We start from the raw sequence: 18,543 nt of genomic DNA on the forward strand, positions 1-18,543 counted from the left end.
AAAATCAAATAAATGAACATTATCAACAAAATTACTTAATTCAAATTCCCATTGATTGCCTGAATCTAAATCATATAATTTAAACCGTTGAAAATCCGAGACTAAAATATAACGCGGTAACTCATGTTCCTTTAAATTGGGAAAATAATCCTTAGCCTGTTGTGTGGCTTTTTCTAAATCTTTCCCCTTCGATTTATGCTCAACTAAAATCGTTCCTTTCCAGAGTAAATCAATAAAACCCTGTTTATTATCTGCTTTTTTTATCGGTTGCTCAAAACTGGCTACCCTACGCCGTGAAATGCCAAAGACATTAAAAAAATCATTCCAAAAAGATTGAGATTCTGCTTTTTCTGAAGTCTCTCCTTCCCACTCTTTTTGAAAAGCGATGGCGCGATTTTTTATTTCATTCCAACTTAAAGGCATAGTTTTAACTCCTTATCTTTTGCGGGTTTGCTCAAAGATAGTAGAAAATGGTGTAGGGAGCCAGATGCAGTCAGCAAGGGATACAGATAAGTAGCTGGTTATAATTAAATTGAAGATAAATTTTAGGTTCGATCCCCCCTGCCCCCCTTGATAAGGGGGGTGCCGATAGGCGGGGGGATCTCCCCTTAATAAGGGGGGCATCTGATAATTTTTAACGCCTACCTACTTAGTTTCAATTTTAGGTGATTTTTTGGTAAACTACAAGGGAAGCTAGAAATTAGTAACGCCTTGAGAATTGTAGCCGCTTAGTTATCAATCTAGTTATTGACTCGAAGGAACAACTTATCGCTATGTCCAAAACTCTCTACGAACAAGATTTTCAAGTATGGCTCGCAACAACAATTAGCCACCTACAGAAGCGGGAATTTGCTGCGCTGGATACTGATAACTTAATTGAGGAGTTAACCGAGTTGGGAAAATCGGAAAAAAGAACTTTAGAAAGTAATTTGATGATTCTTTTGGCTCATTTGCTCAAATTAAAAGTACAGCACGACGCACCGCCATCAATGAAGGATAGCTGGTATTGTTCTATTATTGAGCATCGCCAGCGAATTGAGAAAAACTTACGCGATACTCCTTCCCTGAAATCCTATCTAGAAACTGCCATTGAGGAAGCTTATCCAGATGCTCGTCAAGTGGCAATTAAGGAAGGGAAACTCCCTCAATTTGGTGTTCGGATTCCCCCAGAAAATGATTATCCTCAAATTTGTCCTTTCTTGCCAGAGCAAATCTTAGATGAGAACTTCTATGGCAATTGACCAAATGTGTCTCAGCTTATAAGTAGGTGGGTGGAATTAAATATAAAATGAACGTAGGTTGGGTTGAAGCATGAAACCCAACGCCCGCATGGGTTACGCTACCGCTAACCCATCCTACAAATAATTGTGCCTACCTACTTAATAATATGAACAACCACAAAGGCACAAAGGACACAAAGATTAGGTTTTTCTGGCAACCCTAACTAAAACTTACCTGAACAAAAGCCCCCAGAAAACATCACTTTCTAGGGGTTTAATTACAATTGACGGAAAACAAACTTATGGGGAGGTTAACCTCCAGCCACCGCAGGAACGATACTGACTTCATCGCCATCTTTTAAGGGGGTTTTTGTCCCATCGAGGAAGCGAATATCTTCACTGTTGACGTAGAAATTTAAAAAGCGCCGGGGTGCGCCCTCTTCATCGCATAAGCGGGCCTTAATACCGGGGAAACTTGCTTCTAAGGATTCGATTAAATCACCGACATTACTAGCACTACACTCGATGGTAGCCTTATTTTCTGTAAATTTTTGCAGGGGAGTAGGAATGAGAACTTTTACAGCCATAGATATCAAGGAAAAAGTGGAAAGGACGGTAAGCTGCACGCGAATTTAAATTGCTTGTGGAGATGAGGCAAGAGGATAATTGCCCCATCATCCCCGAACATCAATTCTAGACGAGAACCTGTTGCCATTCGAGGCGTTCGAGGGTGCGGGAACGTTCCAGGGCCCGTTCAAAACTTTCTAATTTCGGTTCGATTAACAGGGGTTCACCGATATAACCCTGTACCGCTTCTTGGGTTTTTAGACCATTACCGGTGATATAAACGACCGTGGTTTCTTCGGGGTCGATTTTACCCGCTTCTACTAATTTTTTCAAGACAGCGATAGTTGTACCGCCTGCGGTTTCTGTGAAAATGCCCTCCGTTTCTGCCAAAAGTTTAATACCTTCGATAATTTCGGCATCGGTGACGGATTCAATATTACCGCCAGTTTTACGGGCAATATCAAGGGCATAAACACCATCGGCGGGATTACCAATAGCGATCGATTTGGCGATAGTATTGGGTTTAACTGGGGCGACAAAATCCCGTCCTTCCTTGAAAGCTTGGGCAATGGGGGAACAACCCTCCGCTTGAGCGCCACTAAAACGCACTGCTTTATCTGCCACCAAACCGACTTTGACGAATTCTTGGAAGCCTTTATAAATCTTGGTAAAGAGGGAACCACTGGCTAAAGGTGCGACAATATGGTCGGGGAGTTTCCAGCCTAATTGTTCAGCCACTTCAAAGCCTAAAGTTTTGGAACCTTCGGAATAGTAGGGGCGCAGATTGATGTTGACAAAACCCCAACCGTAGGTATTGCCCACTTCTGAACAGAGACGGTTAACCTGATCGTAATTGCCTTTAACTGCCATGACCGTGGGATTATAGATTAGGGTGCCGAGAATTTTGCCCGCTTCTAAATCGGAGGGAATGAAAACACAACAGTCTAAACCGGCGTGAGCAGCAATAGCGGCGGTGGAATTGGCGAGATTTCCCGTACTAGCACAGGAAACGGTAGTAAAACCTAATTCTTTGGCCCGGGTAAGGGCGACGGATACCACTCTATCTTTGAAGCTGAGAGTGGGCATATTGACGGCATCATTTTTAATGTAGAGATTTTTTAGACCCAAGCGCCGAGCTAAACGGTGGGATTTAACTAGGGGAGTCATACCCGTACCCACATCGATAGGATTTTCACTTTCCACCGGCAAAAAGGAACGATAGCGCCAGATGGAATTGGGACCTGCTTGAATGCTTTCTCTGGTAACGGTGCGACGGATGAGGTCGTAATCGTAGTCCACTTCTAGGGGGGCAAAGGTTTCTTCGCAGATATTCAGCGCTTTCAGGGGGTAGGAGGTCCCTCCTTCCTTAGAAACCAAGCGGGTAAAGGTGGGGATGAATTTTGAGGTTTCGATGTTTGTCGCTAGGGTCATGATTTTCCTGTCTTGCCGTCAACTGAATCTACACACATCCTATCACCGGCAAAATCTTGGTGTCAAATATACCCGACAAAAATAGTCGGGTATAAATTTATACAAAAACTAGGGGATAATCTGGGGAGCAGCAAGGGTTAAGTGGAGATGGTTGGGCTGCCGTGTCAGAAAACTTCGGTGTAGTTTCAGGTCAAAACAAGAACTAGGAAAAGGGATTTAAGTTTTTTAGGAGGTTACAGCCTATTTACTGCTAATTTTATCGAAATAAACCCTAATTTTTCTTTAAGTAGGTAGGCACAATTATTTGTAGGATGGGTTAGCGGTAGCGTAACCCATGCGGGCGTTGGGTTTCATGCTTCAACCCAACCTACGTTCATTTTATATTTAATTCCACCCACCTACTTAAATAGCCTAAAAAGGGGGGCGATTAACTGCGGTTGTCAGAAAGTTTCTCGCTTTACTCAGGATAATTGTCAAGAAAAGTGACAAATTATGTGATTTTGTTGAGAAATAATAATTTTTTCTGGACTGCCAAATAAAGTTGACCATTTTCGGCGGTCGGCAGGAGATTATTTTTATTTATTCTCCCTTCTCCCCACTTCATAATTCATAATTCATAATTCATAATTCATCTGTTTTTTGATAAAAAGTTAAGGTAGTATTGCCGTAGTGTTTTTGACGACAAATGGTTAAACCTTCTAGATTAATTGCTGGCCAAGATTTGGGATTGTGTTCCACGGCAATTTCCCCCAGAGAATCTAATAAATTAGATTGAGAGATGGCAGTTAGTACCGGTAAATATAAACCGCTTTCGTAGGGAGGGTCAAAATAAATTAAATCAAAACTTTTCCCCGCTAAAGTGGCTAACTTTGTCCGTACATCTCCCCGAATTACTTGAAATTGCTGGGGAGAAGTTGCTAAATTGCGCCAATTTTCCTTGATAATTTCGCCAGCGCGTCCTGATTGTTCAATTCCGATTACTAGACTCGCACCTCGACATAAAGCTTCCGCACCCATGGAACCATTACCCGCACAAAGATCCAACCAACGACAGCCGGATAATTTATGTTGCCAGATATTAAATAAAGCTTCTCGGACCCTTGCTGTCGTCGGACGGGTTAATTGTCCTGCTAGGGTTTTTATGGGACGATTGCCGTAAATTCTCATTAGTTAAAAGGCAAATTCAGTTAATCTTTTTTGTAATAAATCAGGAAAAAGAGCATAGTATCTTTGATTGAGAGGAGAAGGATGGGGGAGAGGTAATAAAGTCACTTTCTTTTGCTGTTTTAATCCATCTTCATCGGTAGCGGTAAGGGTAACTAGCAGTTTTTTGGTAAAGCGTTCTTTATCAAGATAGAATTTATCTACTTCTTTCGGTTTACCGTAGGGTTCAAACCATTTAAAAGCTTCCGTGCCAAGGGGAATGATATGATCACCTTGCCAATAAAAAACGAGCAGTTTTTCTATAAATGGACGAAAACGATCTTTCACTTCCCCAGAATAAGCTTTATTACCCGGCGGTTTGTAGGGAACTGTATTAGTTAGGAAAATTCGATCGCACACCGATAATAACTCTTGACGATCATGAGATTTTCTCCCCTGCCAAGCTTGAAAAAATCCCTCTCTTACCATTCTACCGGCAGCCCCGATCAAAGGTTGTCCTGCATACACTTCATCTCGTCCTAAATCCCGGCCAAAAAAGCATAACTGACTAGCAAGATTCCCAGCATACAAAACTGGTTCAAAGGGGTCTTTTTTTGCCTCTTGGTAAATTAGGGTATCGATGGGAAAATCCTCTTTTTTTGCCTCTTGGTGTACCTGTTTGATTAGGTTTGTAATATCGGTCATTTCAGTTATCAGTTATCAGTTATCAGTTATCAGTTATCAGTTATCAGTTATCAGTTTTCAGTTTTCAGATGTGAGTTTTCAGTTCACTGTTTACTGGACGGCTACGCCGTGCCTTTGGCAACACTGAAAAAAAGCTTCTCCCCACACCCCACACCCTACAACCCAATTCACTCCTCGGTGCGATAGCCAAATTCTGCTAAAAGTGAGCGAGATTGTCGCCATTTCGGTTCTACCTTCACAAATAATTTTAAATATACCTCCCCAGCGATTAACTTTTGAATAGCCGATCGAGCGGAAGAGCCGATCGCTTTTAACATACTGCCATTTTTACCGATGACGATCCCTTTTTGGGAAGCTCGTTCCACATTGATGGCGGCAAAAACCTTGGTTAAAGCGGGAGTTTCCTCGACGCGTTCAATCACCACCGCCACAGAATGGGGAATTTCCTGACGGGTTTGCAGTAAAATCTGTTCGCGGATTAATTCGCCCATAATAAACCTTTCCGGCTGATCGGTGACTAAATCGGGGGGATAGTAATAGGGACCGACTTCGAGGGAATCAATTAACAGATTTTGTAATTCTTCGATTCCCGTCCCCTCCAGTGCCGAAAACTTGAGCAGAGGCCAGTTATTTTCCGTCGCTAAGGTGCGATAACTATCGTCGATAGGCTCCGGGTCTTCCGGTTGCTGATCGGCTTTATTTAGCCCTAAAATCGTGGGGGTTTGGTTTTTAGTCAGTAAATCGGCAATGTAGCGATCGCCCCTGCCCAAAAAATTGCTACTATCGACAACAAATAAAACCAAGTCTACAGAATTTATGGCGTTTTCAGCATTTTTAACTAAAACTTTGCCCAATTCGTGATGGGGCTTGTGAATGCCGGGGGTATCGACAAAAATCATCTGGGAGCGCTCGTCGGTGACAATGCCGCGCAAACGGTTGCGGGTAGTTTGAGCGATGGGGGAAGTAATGGCGATTTTTTGTCCCACTAATTGATTCATCAGGGTGGATTTGCCCACATTAGGACGACCAATAATGCCAATAAAACCGGATTTAAAACCAGTGGGTGGGATGGGAATTACTGCCGAATCGAGATTAAATGCTTGGGAGTTGATAAAATCGTTCATAATTAAAGAATATTACTTAAAAAAGGTTTTTACCCATGCAAAGGATAATTTTGTTCTTGTTAGTATTAATTCTAGGCTGTAGTAACCATTTAGAATTGTCTATAGCGGGAAATTTAAGCGATCGCTTAACTAATTATCCTCGCTGGATGACTAAACCAGTGGTTAGTTTTGCCAGTGGAGATTTAGTTTATCCCGATTGGATGGTAGGCAATTGGACTGTCACCAGTACCCTAATCGATTTAACCGCTCCTCTTTCTCCCCAGATTATCACACCCGGTTTTGAAAGTAATCGTCGTTACCTAGAAAAATCGATCGAGTTTCCAGTGAGATTCATCGAGAAAGCTATTTCCAGACCGATAAATGCTGCCTTTTTATCTACCATTATCAGTAAACCATCAATTGTGGCCGATCGATCCTTTAATGGTTTAGCAATTAGTCGCGCCTATTTAGGTAATCAATCGGTTTTATCGGTAAAAACTGACCCTAATAATCCCAATCGTCAGATTACCTTTTTACGCGGCGCTCATCAACTAATTTCCACGGTAATTGCCAGAAATAGCGAAACTCCTAGCCAAAATCAATTTATTGCCACAGAAATTAGTCAACAAATTTTCCGGGGAGAAACCAATACTTATCTTAATGAGGTGGAAACCACCACCGCCTATCAGTTATTATCTCCTAATAAAATTCTAGGCGATCAGGTGACAGCCATTTATCTTTCCCCCCAATCGCCGGATTTTTTCCAAGCGCCGAATCGTCCTGTGGCTTTGTATCGTTATCGCTTAGAATTGCTGAAAGATTAATAGAAATCCTGTAAAAATCAAAAATCTTCCCTTAGATGAGGAGACAGAAGGAGAAAAAAGACAAGAGATAATCCTAGCCATAAAACCTAAGATTAGGTCAAATTTATCTAATTGGGTCGCCAGTCGCCGGTCGTTAACACCACATTAGGTTATACTTCTAGGAAAATGACATCGCTATTAAAATAAGTTTAATTAATGTTTGTGAGCAGAGGAGCTAGGAGTTAATGGTTTGGGATCTGGGCAAGAAAATTAAAGATGGCCAGTACAGGATTCAGGAAGTATTGGGTGAAGGAAGATTTGGCATTACCTATCGAGCCAGCGATCGCAATGGTGATTCAGTGGTGATCAAAACGCCGAGGGATGTGGGTTTTAAATTGTGGGAGTCTAAGCGTTTACAGAAACTTTTTTGGCAGGAAGCGAGTAAATTAAAAGGTTGTGATCATCCTCATATCGTGCGAGTTAAAGAGTTATTTTCAGAGGGTAAAGCTAACTGCATGGTTATGGAATATATTGATGGGACGACCTTAGATCGGCGATCAACAAAAATTTTACCAGAAAAAGAAGCCTTACGCTACATTGAGCAGATTGGACAGGCTTTAATGGTGGTACATAGTCGCGGTTTTCTGCATCGAGATATTCGACCGGGTAACATTATGATTCGGACTGGTAAACCAGAAGCGGTCTTAATTGATTTTGGTTTAGCCTTAGATTTTGATGAAGAATTAACCAAAACTCGTACCCAGGAATTAGCCTCAGGTTTTGCGCCTATTGAGTGTTATTCTCGTGATGCTAAACGCGGAGCTTTTACCGACATTTATAGTTTAGGAGCCGTGTTATACGAGCTTTTAACGGGTAAAATTCCAGTGAATGCGATGACTCGAAAAATTGATCATCAGCCTTTAATTGAGCCGAAAACCTACAATTCAGAAATCAGCCCTAATATCAATCAAGCCATTCTTTGGGCATTGGAACTAGACATAGATAAACGTCCTCAGTCAGTGCAAGCATGGTTTAAGGATTTAGGTTTGTCTATTCCCAAAAAAGAACAATTTAAAATATCTCAACCCATTGTTATTAATTGGACAGCAGTGACAGCAACAACAGGTTTACTAGCTCTTTCCTTGACTTTTTTAACATCTATTGGGGTGACAGATAAAATTAAGCAAATTTTATTTCCTCAACCAACTCCGACAGGTTCTCCCCCATCTTCTCCTAAGTAGGTAGGCGTTAAAAATTATCAAATGCCCCCCTTATCAAGGGGGGATCAAGGGGGGATCAAACCCCCCTTATCAAGGGGGGATCAAGGGGGTATCAAGGGGGGATCAAACCCCCCTTATCAAGGGGGGATCAAGGGGGGATCAAGGGGGGATCAAACCCCCCTTATCAAGGGGGGATCAAGGGGGGATCAAGGGGGGATCAAACCCCCCTTATCAAGGGGGGATCAAGGGGGGATCAAGGGCGATTGCAGTTCGATAAACTCACTAACCACAATGGGATGCAAGACGTGCCATTGGTGTAAACTTAAGCACCACCAAACTCCCGTAAGGGAGAAGCATTCGGGCAATAACCTATCGCTGAAACCGTAAATTTTTTATCCGAATGCTTCGCCCCTACAAACTCAAATACCAAAACATAAGCCAATTTTGAGACAAAAGCAGATTTTTTGGTATGATAAAAACAACTATTGCAAAATTCTATGGTTTGGCAAGCGGGACAACTCCTCCACAATGGCAAGTACGAGATCCTTGAGGTCTTGGGACGGGGAGGTTTTGGCCTGACCTATAAAGCACGTCATCGCCAACTCACCATGGAAGTGGTGATCAAAACTCCTGATATTTTGCAGAAAAGAGATACGGAATACGAGGATTATGTTAGACAATTTGAGGCGGAAGGGCGCAAGTTAGCCAAATTTTCCCAGACTCCCCATGCCCATATCGTCCGTATTTCCGATTTTTTTACTGAAGGTCAAGTTCCCTGTTTGGTGATGGATTTTATTCAGGGTCAAACTTTGATGGAAAGGGTGAAAACTCAAGGAAAATTATCGGAAGCGGAATGTTTAAAATATATTCGGCAAATTGGCAGCGCATTAGAGGTGGTTCATCAAGCAGGAATCGTACACCGAGATGCTCACCCTGGCAATATTATGATTCAACCCAATGGGAATGCTATCTTGATTGATTTTGGCATTGCTAAAGAGATTATTCCGGCCAGTAGTAGTTCCACAAATTCAGGAGCTAATTTGTATTTTGCCCCCTATGAACAGATTGTAGAACACTTTCAAAGTCAAGATAGAGCTTTAGAAAACATTACAAGTAATCGTAAACCTAGTGTCGATGTTTATACGCTTGCGGCTACTTTTTATTATGCTGTCACCGGACAAAAACCGACTCCTTCAATGGAACGCCGGGATAATCATCCTTTAACATCACCGAAAGAAATTAATCCTAATTTAAGTGATCATCTTAACAAAGCCATTACTCTGGGGATGGCTTTTGAAAAAGAAAACCGCCCTCAGTCCATGTCCGATTGGCTTCAACAATTGGAATTACCACCGCCTCCTGTAGAAAAGAAATATCGTCAAGAAATAGTTAATCCCCCACAGCCAACGAAAGAACCAAAAGGAAAAGACTTTCCCTCGGAGAGCATAGTTTACGAAATAAATCAACCAAGCTTTTTTTATGGAACTGCGCCTCCTTCTAACTCTCTTGGCAAGGACGGCGATATTTACTTTCAACTTGAAACGAAAGAACCAAAAGGAAAAGACTTTCCCTGGGGTTGGTTAATCGGTGTGTTTCTTGTTTATGGTGCAATTGGTTACATTTTAGCTGCCAATTCAGCACCCTGGCAAGTTTGGGCTGCGGCTGTGGCTGGGAATGGGTTATGGGTTGTGGTTGTGGCTTGGGTTGCGGTGGTTTTTGTTGTGGCTGCTGTGGCTGGGTTTTGGGCTGCGGCTGGGGTTGTGGCTGGGGTTGTGGCTGGGCTTTTGGTTGTGGGTGCGATTTTCTTAAAGACGGACTCTCTTTCCCAGGCATTACTTTCTGCTTTGTTGGGTCTTTTCTGCATGGCTTTTCCTGGATTAATAGGCGGTATTACTTTCAGCCTTACGTCAGGAAATTTTATTGAAGGAATAGTAACTGGAATAGGGAGCATGGTAATAGTATTTACTCAGGTTTATATTGCAAGGGAGTTAGACCAGAAAAACTTTAGATCCTTCGCTATTTTTCTGATTCTTGCTGTTACAAATCTAAGCGGTTTAGCAAGCGGTTGGTTATTGGCTTTTCTCCTGCATTCCAAAGGCTAACAAAACATAAAACTATCCTCACAATTCCATTTTTTCTATTGTTATCTTCCCTAGATTAGGTTAATTAATGCAACCCAAAAATTAAATTGTGCCATAGTAGTGAGTCTATTCTGCTGAGGAGCATCTCACTTGTGCCATGTGTATTAATGCTTATAGCTGTCAAAAACTATAAAACAATGAACTTGTAATCAAAAGTTCATGTCTGCGTCACAGTAAGTTCATATCCCCCGCCTAAATTAGAGATAGTCAGTCCCAAGCCGTTTTCCAAAACACTCCTCTCACACCCACGATTATTAGGACTGACTTTTATTCCCTTCTCAAAATGGTTAAACAATAAAAACTATGACTCACAATATTTTTAACGATAATATTTCCCCGAGCAACGAAGGCAATCCCAAACGCTCCAAATCTTCTGCAATGAAAAAACTTTTTGCCTATTCCTCCTTACTGGTTTTGGGTGCCGGGTTAGGTATCGGTGCCACCTACGCCTACAGTCAAAATCCTCTAGAATTAGCCCAAAATATTGCCACCGCTACCAATAATCCTCGCCCCTCCACACCAGCCGCAGCCGCTCCCTCAACCCTAGTTATTCCCACCAATTTTGTCGCTTCTGTGGTGCAAGAAGTGGGGCCGGCGGTGGTAAGAATTAATGCTTCTAGGGAAGTCAATGGCGGCGGTGATTTTTCGGAATTTGCTAACGATCCTGTTTTCCGTCGCTTCTTCGGTTCCCAAATACCAGAGCGAGGAGAAAAACAAGTTCAAAGGGGTACAGGTTCCGGGTTTATTATCAGTAATGACGGTAAAATTATCACCAATGCTCACGTTGTCGAGGGAGCAGATAAGGTGACTGTCACCCTCAAAGATGGTCGCACTATCGATGGTAAAGTTTTAGGTAGTGATCCTTTAACTGATGTGGCAGTGGTACAGGTGGAAACGAGCAATTTACCCACGGTTAAATTAGGTAATTCTGATAGTTTACAGGTGGGAGAATGGGCGATCGCTATCGGTAATCCTTTGGGATTAGATAACACTGTCACCACGGGGATTATTAGTGCCAAGGAACGCAATGGCTCCCAAATTGGTGCTAGTGATAAACGGGTGGATTTCCTGCAAACCGATGCGGCAATTAACCCCGGAAATTCCGGCGGACCTTTGTTAAATGCTCGGGGAGAAGTTATCGGAGTTAACACCGCTATCATTCAAAATGCCCAGGGTTTAGGTTTTGCTATTCCGATTAAAACTGCCCAAAGAATCGCCGAACAATTAATCGCCACGGGTAAGGTGGAACATCCCTATCTCGGTGTTCAAATGGTACAGTTAACCCCAGAGGTAAAAGAACAATTAGCCGATAGTCCCATGGCTGATAATTGGACTATCCCCGATGATTCTGGTGTCTTGTTAGTGCGGGTGATGAGAGATTCTCCTGCCGCAGCAGCAGGATTGCGATCGGGTGATGTGTTAAAGTCTGTAGGTGGTAAGAATGTCACCGATCCCGATGCGGTTCAGGAAATTGTGGCTAATACTCAAATCGGCGATAATTTACCCGTAGAAATTAGCCGGGAAGGACAAAAAATTAATCTGAATATTCAAGTGGGTAGCTTGAATACTGCTAACAGATCCTAGTCTGGAAAATAAGTGGTAAAAGACCAAAACTTTATAGAGAGCTTAGTAACAAGCTCTCTATATTTCTGGTTTTACTTTTGGCTCTTGAATCGAATAATTATGCTGTAATAGTCTTTCCTGTGGTTACTGTGGGGAGGGAAAAGTCAGAGGCAATCAGGGAAAAATGATAAGTATTTTATATATAAATAACTTCAATACTTAAAAATATTTAAATTTACAATCGGTAATATTTATTTTTACTTAAGAATTTATTGAGAATAATTTTTATTTATTTACGAGGTTGCAATACTTCCAGCGATTCTGGTATAATTTTGCATTATGCTATGATGCCTTTTATTGTAATTTTTAGGGTTTTAATGATCTGGGTTGTCTTAAAACCCTTGCTAAATCTAGACTTTTCCCTTGGGCAAAACCAAACACTTTCGCCAATTATCCCTTTTTTCCCGAACAACGTTGATCTAATTTTTGTGTAGTTTTGTTGCAAAGTCAAATTTTTTTTGACAAAATGCCTAAATTGTGGTATGGAGATAGATTGTTGATAGGTGGCAATTCAAACCGAGGCAATCAATAATTAGGGGAGGGTTAGGGAATTTAACCGAAAATTGGGAAGATTCAGAATAATTAGCCCAAGAACTGGGTAATATCTTGGACGAGAGAACCTGACGACTTATCTCTTTGATACCGATGCTATTGCAGAAAAATCAGCGATAAAAACCCTTTTTTACCGATCTAGCCCGGCTCTAACCCTTGGGAAAATCGGAAATTAGCTTAATCAAAAAATATGCTATAATCAGAATGTAAGCACAAGGGGCCGTAACGGTTTCGACAGGTTAGCGAAAGCTCCCCCGTGATACAGGTCGAGAGTGAGTCTCCTCTCGTAAATCAAAGGCTCAAACAAAAAGTAAATGCGAACAACATCGTTCCTTTCGCTCGTAAAGCCGCTCCTGTAGCTGCCTAATAGTCTCTAATCGACTCGAGCATTCATAGTTTGACTCCGTTAAGGACTATGGATCAACCCCCAACGGATGCCACGTTTAACTTTCTCTAGTTAGTTAACCGTCTAAGCTTTAACTAGAGCATCCCACTGTCCGGGATAAGTGACAGTCCCCGTTTCGAGGGTAATCGAAACTAAACCTGTGAATGAACGGACAGTCAATACCTAATTTGGACAGCAGTTCGACTCTGCTCGGCTCCATTGATTACTTTAATGAGAAACCTTCTCTCCCGCATGGACGGGGTACAAACACCGATTATTCCCGTGGTCGGTCAATTAATTAAAGCGAACCCCGGCACTATTTCCCTAGGTCAAGGGGTTGTTTCCTATGAACCACCCCGGGAGGCGATCGAATCTCTATCTTTATTCTTAGCTGATCCCAAAAATCATCAATATCAATCTGTGGCGGGAATTCCCCCCTTATTAGCAGTAATTCGGCAAAAACTAGCCGAAGATAATCGGGTAAAAATCAGCGATAAGCAGGCAATTTTTGTGACGGCGGGCAGTAATATGGCCTTTATGAATGCCATTTTAGCCATTACTTCCCCGGGGGATGAAATTATTCTCAACACTCCCTTTTATTTCAATCATGAAATGGCCATAAAAATGGCTAATTGTCAAGTAATTTTGGTTGCCACAGACAAAAATTATCAATTGCGTCTGGCTGCCATTGAAGAGGCAATCACGGAAAAAACTAAGGCAGTGGTGACGATTTCCCCTAATAATCCCACGGGAGTAGTTTATCCAGAAAATACCCTAAGAGAAGTCAATCGCATCTGTCAAAAAAAGGGCATCTATCACATTCACGATGAGGCTTATGAATATTTTACTTATAACCATGCTCGCCACTTTTCTCCGGCGGCAATTGTTGGTAGTGAATCCTGGACTATTTCCTTATTTAGTCTCTCAAAAGCCTACGGTTTTGCCAGTTGGCGCATTGGTTATATGGTAGTACCAGAACATTTATCTGAGGCGATTAATAAGATTCAGGATACTATTTTAATCTGTCCGCCAGTGGTTTCACAATACGCGGCACTAGGAGCGTTACAGGTGGGTAAAAGCTATCCTTTAGAACAGTTAAAAACCATCAGTCAAGTTAGAGAAATTTGCCTGAATGCTCTAGAATCAATCGGCGATATCTGTGATGTTGCCACTGCGGAAGGGGCTTTTTATTTCTTCCTGAAAATTACCACAGACAAGAATGATTTTCAGTTAGTTAAAAGTTTAATTGAGCAGCAGCGGGTGGCGGTGTTACCCGGTTCAACTTTTGGGATAACAGAAGGCTGTTATTTGCGTCTTGCCTACGCTGCTTTATCTCCAGAAACAGCTTTAACGGCAGTGGAAAGATTGGTAAAAGGACTGCGTTATTTTAGTCAGTGATTTTCAAGAATAAATACCGGCTTTTTTTCTTGGTTTTTACTTTACCACAGCCTTTCTCATCAAGATAACGACTCCCCAAAACCAGAGAGTTTGTACCTCACCATTAAGATAACTGCTATCAGATAACCTCTGATTCTATCTTTTGGGCTATTCTTAGTTTAGCCGAACGAGAACGAGGATTTTTAGCCTGTTCTTCCCGGCTGGGGATAATCGGCTTTTTCGTGATAATTTTCAAGGAATTATCTTCGCGAAAGCCATACTTGATCAGACGATCTTCTAGACTATGAAAACTGATCATAGCGATAATTCCCCCGGATTTTAGCCAGTGGGGGGCTTGATTTAACAATTTTTGCAGAGAATCTAATTCTTGATTAACAGCGATGCGTAGGGATTGAAAAACCCGCGTTGCCGGATGAATGCGTCCATAACGGTAACTAGCGGGGACAGAACTGGCGATGACAGCCGCTAATTCTGTGGTGGTAGTAAAGGGACGTTTTTGGACGATCGAGCGAGCAATAGGACGAGATAAACGTTCTTCTCCGTATTGATAAAAAAGATCCGCTAATTCTTTTTCCTGCCAATGGTTAATAATATCGGCTGCCGTCAGGGATTGACAGCGATCCATTCGCATATCTAAGGCTGCCGTGTGGCGAAAACTAAAGCCGCGCTCGCTCTGATCGAATTGGGGAGAACTGACTCCTAAATCAGCGATAATGCCATCAAAACTGCTATTTTGTCCCTTATAATCGGCGAAGTTCCCCCACCAGAGGGTTAAACGGCTATCTAGATAGGGGGCAAGACTAATTTTAGCGGCTTCTAGGGCGCTTTGATCGCGATCGATGGCGGTTACTGTGGTTTCGGGATGAGCTTCTAAAAGCAGCCGGCTGTGTCCACCACCGCCTAGGGTAAGATCGAGATAATGCCCCCCGGGTTGAATATTTAAACCGGCGATTAATTCTTGACTCAAAACGGAAATATGGGGAAAATCTTGATTCATCTGCTGATAACTTCCTGAAAATGGCGATTTAACCTAGGGTTTGCGGCAAAAAGTTTGTTGGTGGGGGCAGGGTGTGGGGTGTGGGGTGTGGGGTGTAGGGTGTAGGGTTTTACCGATTTTGGGGTAGTCAGTTACCTAATTTTCAGGGAAAAAGTGCCTGAATTTTACCCCCGATCACTCCAATGGTCAGCACTTTTTGAGGGAAAAAAAGTCTAAAAGCCTTATCCAACAAGGTTTTTAGATTTATTCAGCCAACCCTAACCTAAAAATAACTGATAGGCCCGGTTTTGACTTTCATCCCAATAGCGATAGCCGAGAGTATCGAGAAAAGCTTGCCATTGATTCATTTCATCGGGGGGGACCTGTATGCCCACGACGATGCGCCCATAATCGGCCCCGTTATTGCGATAATGGAAAACGCTGATATTCCAGTGGGGACTCATGGAGGCGACAAATTTCATTAAAGCCCCCGGTCGTTCGGGAAACTCGAAGCGATAAAATAATTCATGATCGGCTAAATGCGATCGCCCTCCCACCATGTGGCGCAGATGCAGTTTAGTCAATTCATCATCACTAATATCGAGGGTTTTAAAGCCACAAGCTTCAAAACTCTCGGCTAATTTCTTGGCATCGCTGCGATTTTCGATCTGGGCGCCGACAAAAATATGCGCTTCTTTTTCATCGGCAATACGATAACTAAATTCGGTTAAATTGCGTTTGCCGACACATTCGCAAAAACGCCGTAAACTGCCCGGTTGTTCGGGAATAGTAACAGCATACAACGCCTCGCGCCGTTCCCCTAATTCCGCCCTTTCCGCCACAAACCGCAGACGATCAAAGTTCATATTCGCCCCACAAGCCACAGCAACGAGGGTTTTATCCTCAATTCCTTCTCTTTCTACATAAGCTTTCGCTCCTGCTACCGCTAACGCCCCCGCAGGTTCTAAAATCGAGCGTGTATCTTGAAAAACATCCTTAATCGCCGCACAGATATCATCCGTATCCACTAGGATAATCTCGTCCACATACTGCTGACAAAGACGAAAAGTCTCCTCTCCCACCTCGCGCACCGCCACCCCGTCGGCAAATAATCCCACTTGGGACAAACGCAGCCGATAACCGGCTTTTAGGGATTGATTCATCGCGTCTGAGTCCACAGGTTCCACCCCGATAATTTTAATTTCTGGACGTAAACGCTTGACATAGGCTGCAATACCTGATATTAAGCCACCGCCACCAATAGCGACAAAAATCGCCTCGATCGGTTGCTGATATTGTCGTAAAATTTCCATACCGATCGTACCCTGGCCGGCGATTACCTCCGGATCATCGAAGGGATGGATAAAAGTTAAGCCTTTTTCCGCTTCTAACTGCCGCGCGTAGGTGTAGGCATCATCGTAGGTGTCACCGTGCAGGACGACAATCCCGCCCCGGGCTTTTACCGCGTCGATTTTGACTTGCGGAGTGGTGACAGGCATAACGATAATCGCTTGGGTTCCCAATTGCCGCGCCCCCAAAGCGACTCCCTGGGCATGATTTCCCGCCGAAGCAGCAATTACACCTTTTTGTAACAAATCCCTTGACAAATGCGCCATTTTGTTGTATGCGCCGCGCAGTTTAAAGGAGAAAACCGACTGCATATCCTCGCGCTTGAGTAAAAGCTGATTGTGCAAACGTTGGGAGAGATTGGGGGCAAGTTCCAAGGGGGTTTCTTGGGCGACATCGTAGACGCGTGCGGTGAGGATTTGAACCAGGTAATCGCAGTACATTATTCTTTTTTGGCGGTGGGGATTTGCGAGTCAGAGTCTAGGCTGGGCTGAGGCACGAAACCCAACCAATGTCCTATTATCAAATAATTATAATGATTTTGCCCAATTATCGGATGGGGTGTTGGGTAACAGTCGTCAACCCAACCTTGTATATGTCGCCGGGGTCGTCGTGAAAACAATCAATTGTTAAGCTAACAGACCCTATCGGGCAAGGATGAGTAAAATCAAGGGGATGCTCTCCAAAGTAACAATCAATCCCGCCAATTTCTCAGGCTGACAGGGGGACAAGCGAGCTAGAAGGTAGATAGGGCAAACGATATAGCTCTTTGTCCCTTGATGTAATCCTTCAACCGATAGTGGCTAATTTGCATTAGCTCTTCTATATTTTTTGGGAACATTTGATGTAGCTGGAGCCAATGATAGAGATGTTGACCCACATAAAAACTGCTGTGTCTGCGTTGACCTTTATATCTTTTTTCAGGTCTTGTAACATATTTTTGGATTCCCATATCCTTAATTTTTTTACCTTGCATTGTGGCACTTGTATAGGCGATAGCTATAACAATTATCAGCTTTGATAAGTATTGCGGTGCTAATTGAGAACCTTCTAAGCTATAGCCTCCCGACTTAAAATCTCGGAACATCTCCTCAATATCAAATCTTTTTTGATAGGCAATTATTGCCGTCTCTAAATCCCCAAAATTTGTCAGAATATACCAAGGTTCTTTTGTTTGAAAACCCCGATAGGTTTTTTCCACTTACCAGCTAAGTTAAACTGTCCAAATCCCTGCTCTTTTGTAATATTGACATCATTCAAAAATAGTTGAGTTCCTGGACTTAAACCTAACTCTCTCATTTCTTGATAAATTCCTTCTTTTGTCTTGACATTTGTACTTTTTTTTGTCTTAAACAAAAGTATAAACTCTGCTTCTGAAGCCACTTTCTAAGACTGACCGAGCAAAATTCTCTATCTCCTAACACCACGATTTTATGACCTGATAGCACTGTCAATATTTTCCCCAATACTCGCTGCTGTTCTTCGAGATTACTACTTCCTTTTTTATCCAATATCTCCCAATAGATTGCCATGGCTCTCTTGTCATAAATTAGACTCACCATCAAGATATTAATTGCTCCCCAACTCGTTCGGTCTATGGCAATATATACTAATCCTTTTATTGTGAATCTATCCTGCTGTTTTAACATCTCTTTTAGGCAGAGAAACCAGATTTTTTCAATATTCAGAATTTCCAGCTTTAAAAATCTTTTTAGTTTTTTTCTCCGACTCTCAAACAGGATCGGTATTGGCAGTGCTTCTGCTAATATCTCTAACTTAGCTTGCTTTAGTATTTGCAAGGTTCCAACTATCATTAACAACAGTAGATATCTGGCTCGTCCCAGTTCATTTTCTAACACTTTCTGGTATAATTCACTTATCATTTTTGTTCTCTAGGTCATATTTACTATATATGACCTATCTTTTTGG

At 42.4% G+C, this 18,543-nt stretch carries 16 protein-coding genes and 1 other RNA gene; 7 read left to right on the forward strand and 10 right to left on the reverse strand.

All coding sequences use genetic code 11. The features are described from left to right. On the reverse strand, positions 1 to 423 hold a 423-nt coding region (locus tag ACE1AQ_RS15995; protein WP_374808770.1), incomplete at its 3' end, for a type IIL restriction-modification enzyme MmeI. 350 nt (positions 424 to 773) lie between these two features. On the opposite strand from ACE1AQ_RS15995, the gene ACE1AQ_RS16000 reads away from it, so the two are divergent. After that, positions 774 to 1,241 (forward strand): DUF29 domain-containing protein, encoded by a 468-nt coding sequence (locus ACE1AQ_RS16000; protein ID WP_008202168.1) that lies wholly within the window; start codon positions 774 to 776, stop codon positions 1,239 to 1,241. A 290-nt stretch (positions 1,242 to 1,531) separates the two neighbouring features. Here ACE1AQ_RS16000 and ACE1AQ_RS16005 read toward each other — a convergent pair whose 3' ends face one another. From ACE1AQ_RS16005 to era, 5 genes are all read right to left on the reverse strand, one after another. After that, a complete protein-coding gene (locus tag ACE1AQ_RS16005; RefSeq protein ID WP_008202166.1) occupies positions 1,532 to 1,807 on the reverse strand; it encodes a MoaD/ThiS family protein in 276 nt (91 codons plus the stop codon). Between the two features lie 106 nt (positions 1,808 to 1,913). Continuing rightward, complete coding sequence (thrC, locus tag ACE1AQ_RS16010) at positions 1,914 to 3,218, reverse strand: threonine synthase (protein ID WP_002783420.1); 1,305 nt, start codon at positions 3,216 to 3,218, stop codon at positions 1,914 to 1,916. A 621-nt stretch (positions 3,219 to 3,839) separates the two neighbouring features. Continuing rightward, positions 3,840 to 4,385 carry a 16S rRNA (guanine(966)-N(2))-methyltransferase RsmD gene (gene rsmD / locus ACE1AQ_RS16015; RefSeq protein WP_008202123.1) on the reverse strand — a complete coding sequence of 182 codons (546 nt, stop codon included), beginning with the start codon at positions 4,383 to 4,385 and terminating at the stop codon, positions 3,840 to 3,842. A 3-nt stretch (positions 4,386 to 4,388) separates the two neighbouring features. Next, positions 4,389 to 5,066: a uracil-DNA glycosylase family protein gene (locus tag ACE1AQ_RS16020; protein WP_008202121.1), complete on the reverse strand. Its 678-nt coding sequence runs from the start codon at positions 5,064 to 5,066 to the stop codon at positions 4,389 to 4,391. A 167-nt stretch (positions 5,067 to 5,233) separates the two neighbouring features. Next, the gene (gene era, locus ACE1AQ_RS16025; RefSeq protein ID WP_008202119.1) at positions 5,234 to 6,190 is read right to left on the reverse strand and encodes a GTPase Era; all 957 of its coding nucleotides are present in this window, start codon (positions 6,188 to 6,190) and stop codon (positions 5,234 to 5,236) included. Between the two features lie 35 nt (positions 6,191 to 6,225). Between era and ACE1AQ_RS16030 the strand changes: the two genes are divergently transcribed. The 6 genes from ACE1AQ_RS16030 (at position 6,226) to ACE1AQ_RS16055 (ending at position 14,291) form a co-directional block, all read left to right on the forward strand. Then, positions 6,226 to 6,993 carry a DUF6816 family protein gene (locus ACE1AQ_RS16030; protein ID WP_004163583.1) on the forward strand — a complete coding sequence of 256 codons (768 nt, stop codon included), beginning with the start codon at positions 6,226 to 6,228 and terminating at the stop codon, positions 6,991 to 6,993. 224 nt (positions 6,994 to 7,217) lie between these two features. Then, complete coding sequence (locus ACE1AQ_RS16035) at positions 7,218 to 8,213, forward strand: serine/threonine-protein kinase (RefSeq protein ID WP_008202114.1); 996 nt, start codon at positions 7,218 to 7,220, stop codon at positions 8,211 to 8,213. A 476-nt stretch (positions 8,214 to 8,689) separates the two neighbouring features. Next, a complete protein-coding gene (locus ACE1AQ_RS16040) occupies positions 8,690 to 10,294 on the forward strand; it encodes a serine/threonine-protein kinase (protein ID WP_110545868.1) in 1,605 nt (534 codons plus the stop codon). 342 nt (positions 10,295 to 10,636) lie between these two features. Next, entirely contained in the window at positions 10,637 to 11,917 is a 1,281-nt protein-coding gene (locus ACE1AQ_RS16045) for an HhoA/HhoB/HtrA family serine endopeptidase (RefSeq protein WP_110545867.1), read from the forward strand. A gap of 807 nt (positions 11,918 to 12,724) precedes the next feature. Further along, positions 12,725 to 13,115, forward strand: a transfer-messenger RNA (tmRNA) gene (ssrA, locus tag ACE1AQ_RS16050). A 9-nt stretch (positions 13,116 to 13,124) separates the two neighbouring features. Continuing rightward, positions 13,125 to 14,291, forward strand: a complete 1,167-nt coding sequence (locus ACE1AQ_RS16055; protein WP_110545870.1) for a pyridoxal phosphate-dependent aminotransferase — start codon at positions 13,125 to 13,127, stop codon at positions 14,289 to 14,291. 118 nt (positions 14,292 to 14,409) lie between these two features. On the opposite strand, the gene rsmH is transcribed toward ACE1AQ_RS16055, so the two are convergent. From rsmH to ACE1AQ_RS16075, 4 genes are all read right to left on the reverse strand, one after another. Beyond that, positions 14,410 to 15,288 carry a 16S rRNA (cytosine(1402)-N(4))-methyltransferase RsmH gene (gene rsmH, locus ACE1AQ_RS16060; protein WP_008202100.1) on the reverse strand — a complete coding sequence of 293 codons (879 nt, stop codon included), beginning with the start codon at positions 15,286 to 15,288 and terminating at the stop codon, positions 14,410 to 14,412. A gap of 257 nt (positions 15,289 to 15,545) precedes the next feature. Continuing rightward, positions 15,546 to 17,057 (reverse strand): threonine ammonia-lyase, biosynthetic, encoded by a 1,512-nt coding sequence (ilvA, locus tag ACE1AQ_RS16065; RefSeq protein ID WP_110545866.1) that lies wholly within the window; start codon positions 17,055 to 17,057, stop codon positions 15,546 to 15,548. 293 nt (positions 17,058 to 17,350) lie between these two features. Further along, positions 17,351 to 17,815 carry a hypothetical protein gene (locus ACE1AQ_RS16070; RefSeq protein WP_374808779.1) on the reverse strand — a complete coding sequence of 155 codons (465 nt, stop codon included), beginning with the start codon at positions 17,813 to 17,815 and terminating at the stop codon, positions 17,351 to 17,353. A 94-nt stretch (positions 17,816 to 17,909) separates the two neighbouring features. Continuing rightward, on the reverse strand, positions 17,910 to 18,473 hold the full coding sequence (locus tag ACE1AQ_RS16075) for a hypothetical protein (RefSeq protein WP_374808782.1): 564 nt from the start codon (positions 18,471 to 18,473) through the stop codon (positions 17,910 to 17,912). Positions 18,474 to 18,543: the final 70 nt, after the last annotated feature.

It is taken from the genome of Microcystis sp. BLCC-F209 (assembly GCF_041928595.1).
Classification (GTDB): Bacteria; Cyanobacteriota; Cyanobacteriia; order Cyanobacteriales; family Microcystaceae; genus Microcystis.

Coding starts and splice junctions, on each gene's coding strand:
- ACE1AQ_RS16000 (WP_008202168.1), top strand. CDS start 774: ATGTCCAAAACTCTCTACGAACAAGATTTTCAAGTATGGCTCGCAACA.
- ACE1AQ_RS16005 (WP_008202166.1), bottom strand. CDS start 1,807: ATGGCTGTAAAAGTTCTCATTCCTACTCCCCTGCAAAAATTTACAGAA.
- thrC (WP_002783420.1), bottom strand. CDS start 3,218: ATGACCCTAGCGACAAACATCGAAACCTCAAAATTCATCCCCACCTTT.
- rsmD (WP_008202123.1), bottom strand. CDS start 4,385: ATGAGAATTTACGGCAATCGTCCCATAAAAACCCTAGCAGGACAATTA.
- ACE1AQ_RS16020 (WP_008202121.1), bottom strand. CDS start 5,066: ATGACCGATATTACAAACCTAATCAAACAGGTACACCAAGAGGCAAAA.
- era (WP_008202119.1), bottom strand. CDS start 6,190: ATGAACGATTTTATCAACTCCCAAGCATTTAATCTCGATTCGGCAGTA.
- ACE1AQ_RS16030 (WP_004163583.1), top strand. CDS start 6,226: ATGCAAAGGATAATTTTGTTCTTGTTAGTATTAATTCTAGGCTGTAGT.
- ACE1AQ_RS16035 (WP_008202114.1), top strand. CDS start 7,218: ATGGTTTGGGATCTGGGCAAGAAAATTAAAGATGGCCAGTACAGGATT.
- ACE1AQ_RS16040 (WP_110545868.1), top strand. CDS start 8,690: ATGGTTTGGCAAGCGGGACAACTCCTCCACAATGGCAAGTACGAGATC.
- ACE1AQ_RS16045 (WP_110545867.1), top strand. CDS start 10,637: ATGACTCACAATATTTTTAACGATAATATTTCCCCGAGCAACGAAGGC.
- ACE1AQ_RS16055 (WP_110545870.1), top strand. CDS start 13,125: ATGAGAAACCTTCTCTCCCGCATGGACGGGGTACAAACACCGATTATT.
- rsmH (WP_008202100.1), bottom strand. CDS start 15,288: ATGAATCAAGATTTTCCCCATATTTCCGTTTTGAGTCAAGAATTAATC.
- ilvA (WP_110545866.1), bottom strand. CDS start 17,057: ATGTACTGCGATTACCTGGTTCAAATCCTCACCGCACGCGTCTACGAT.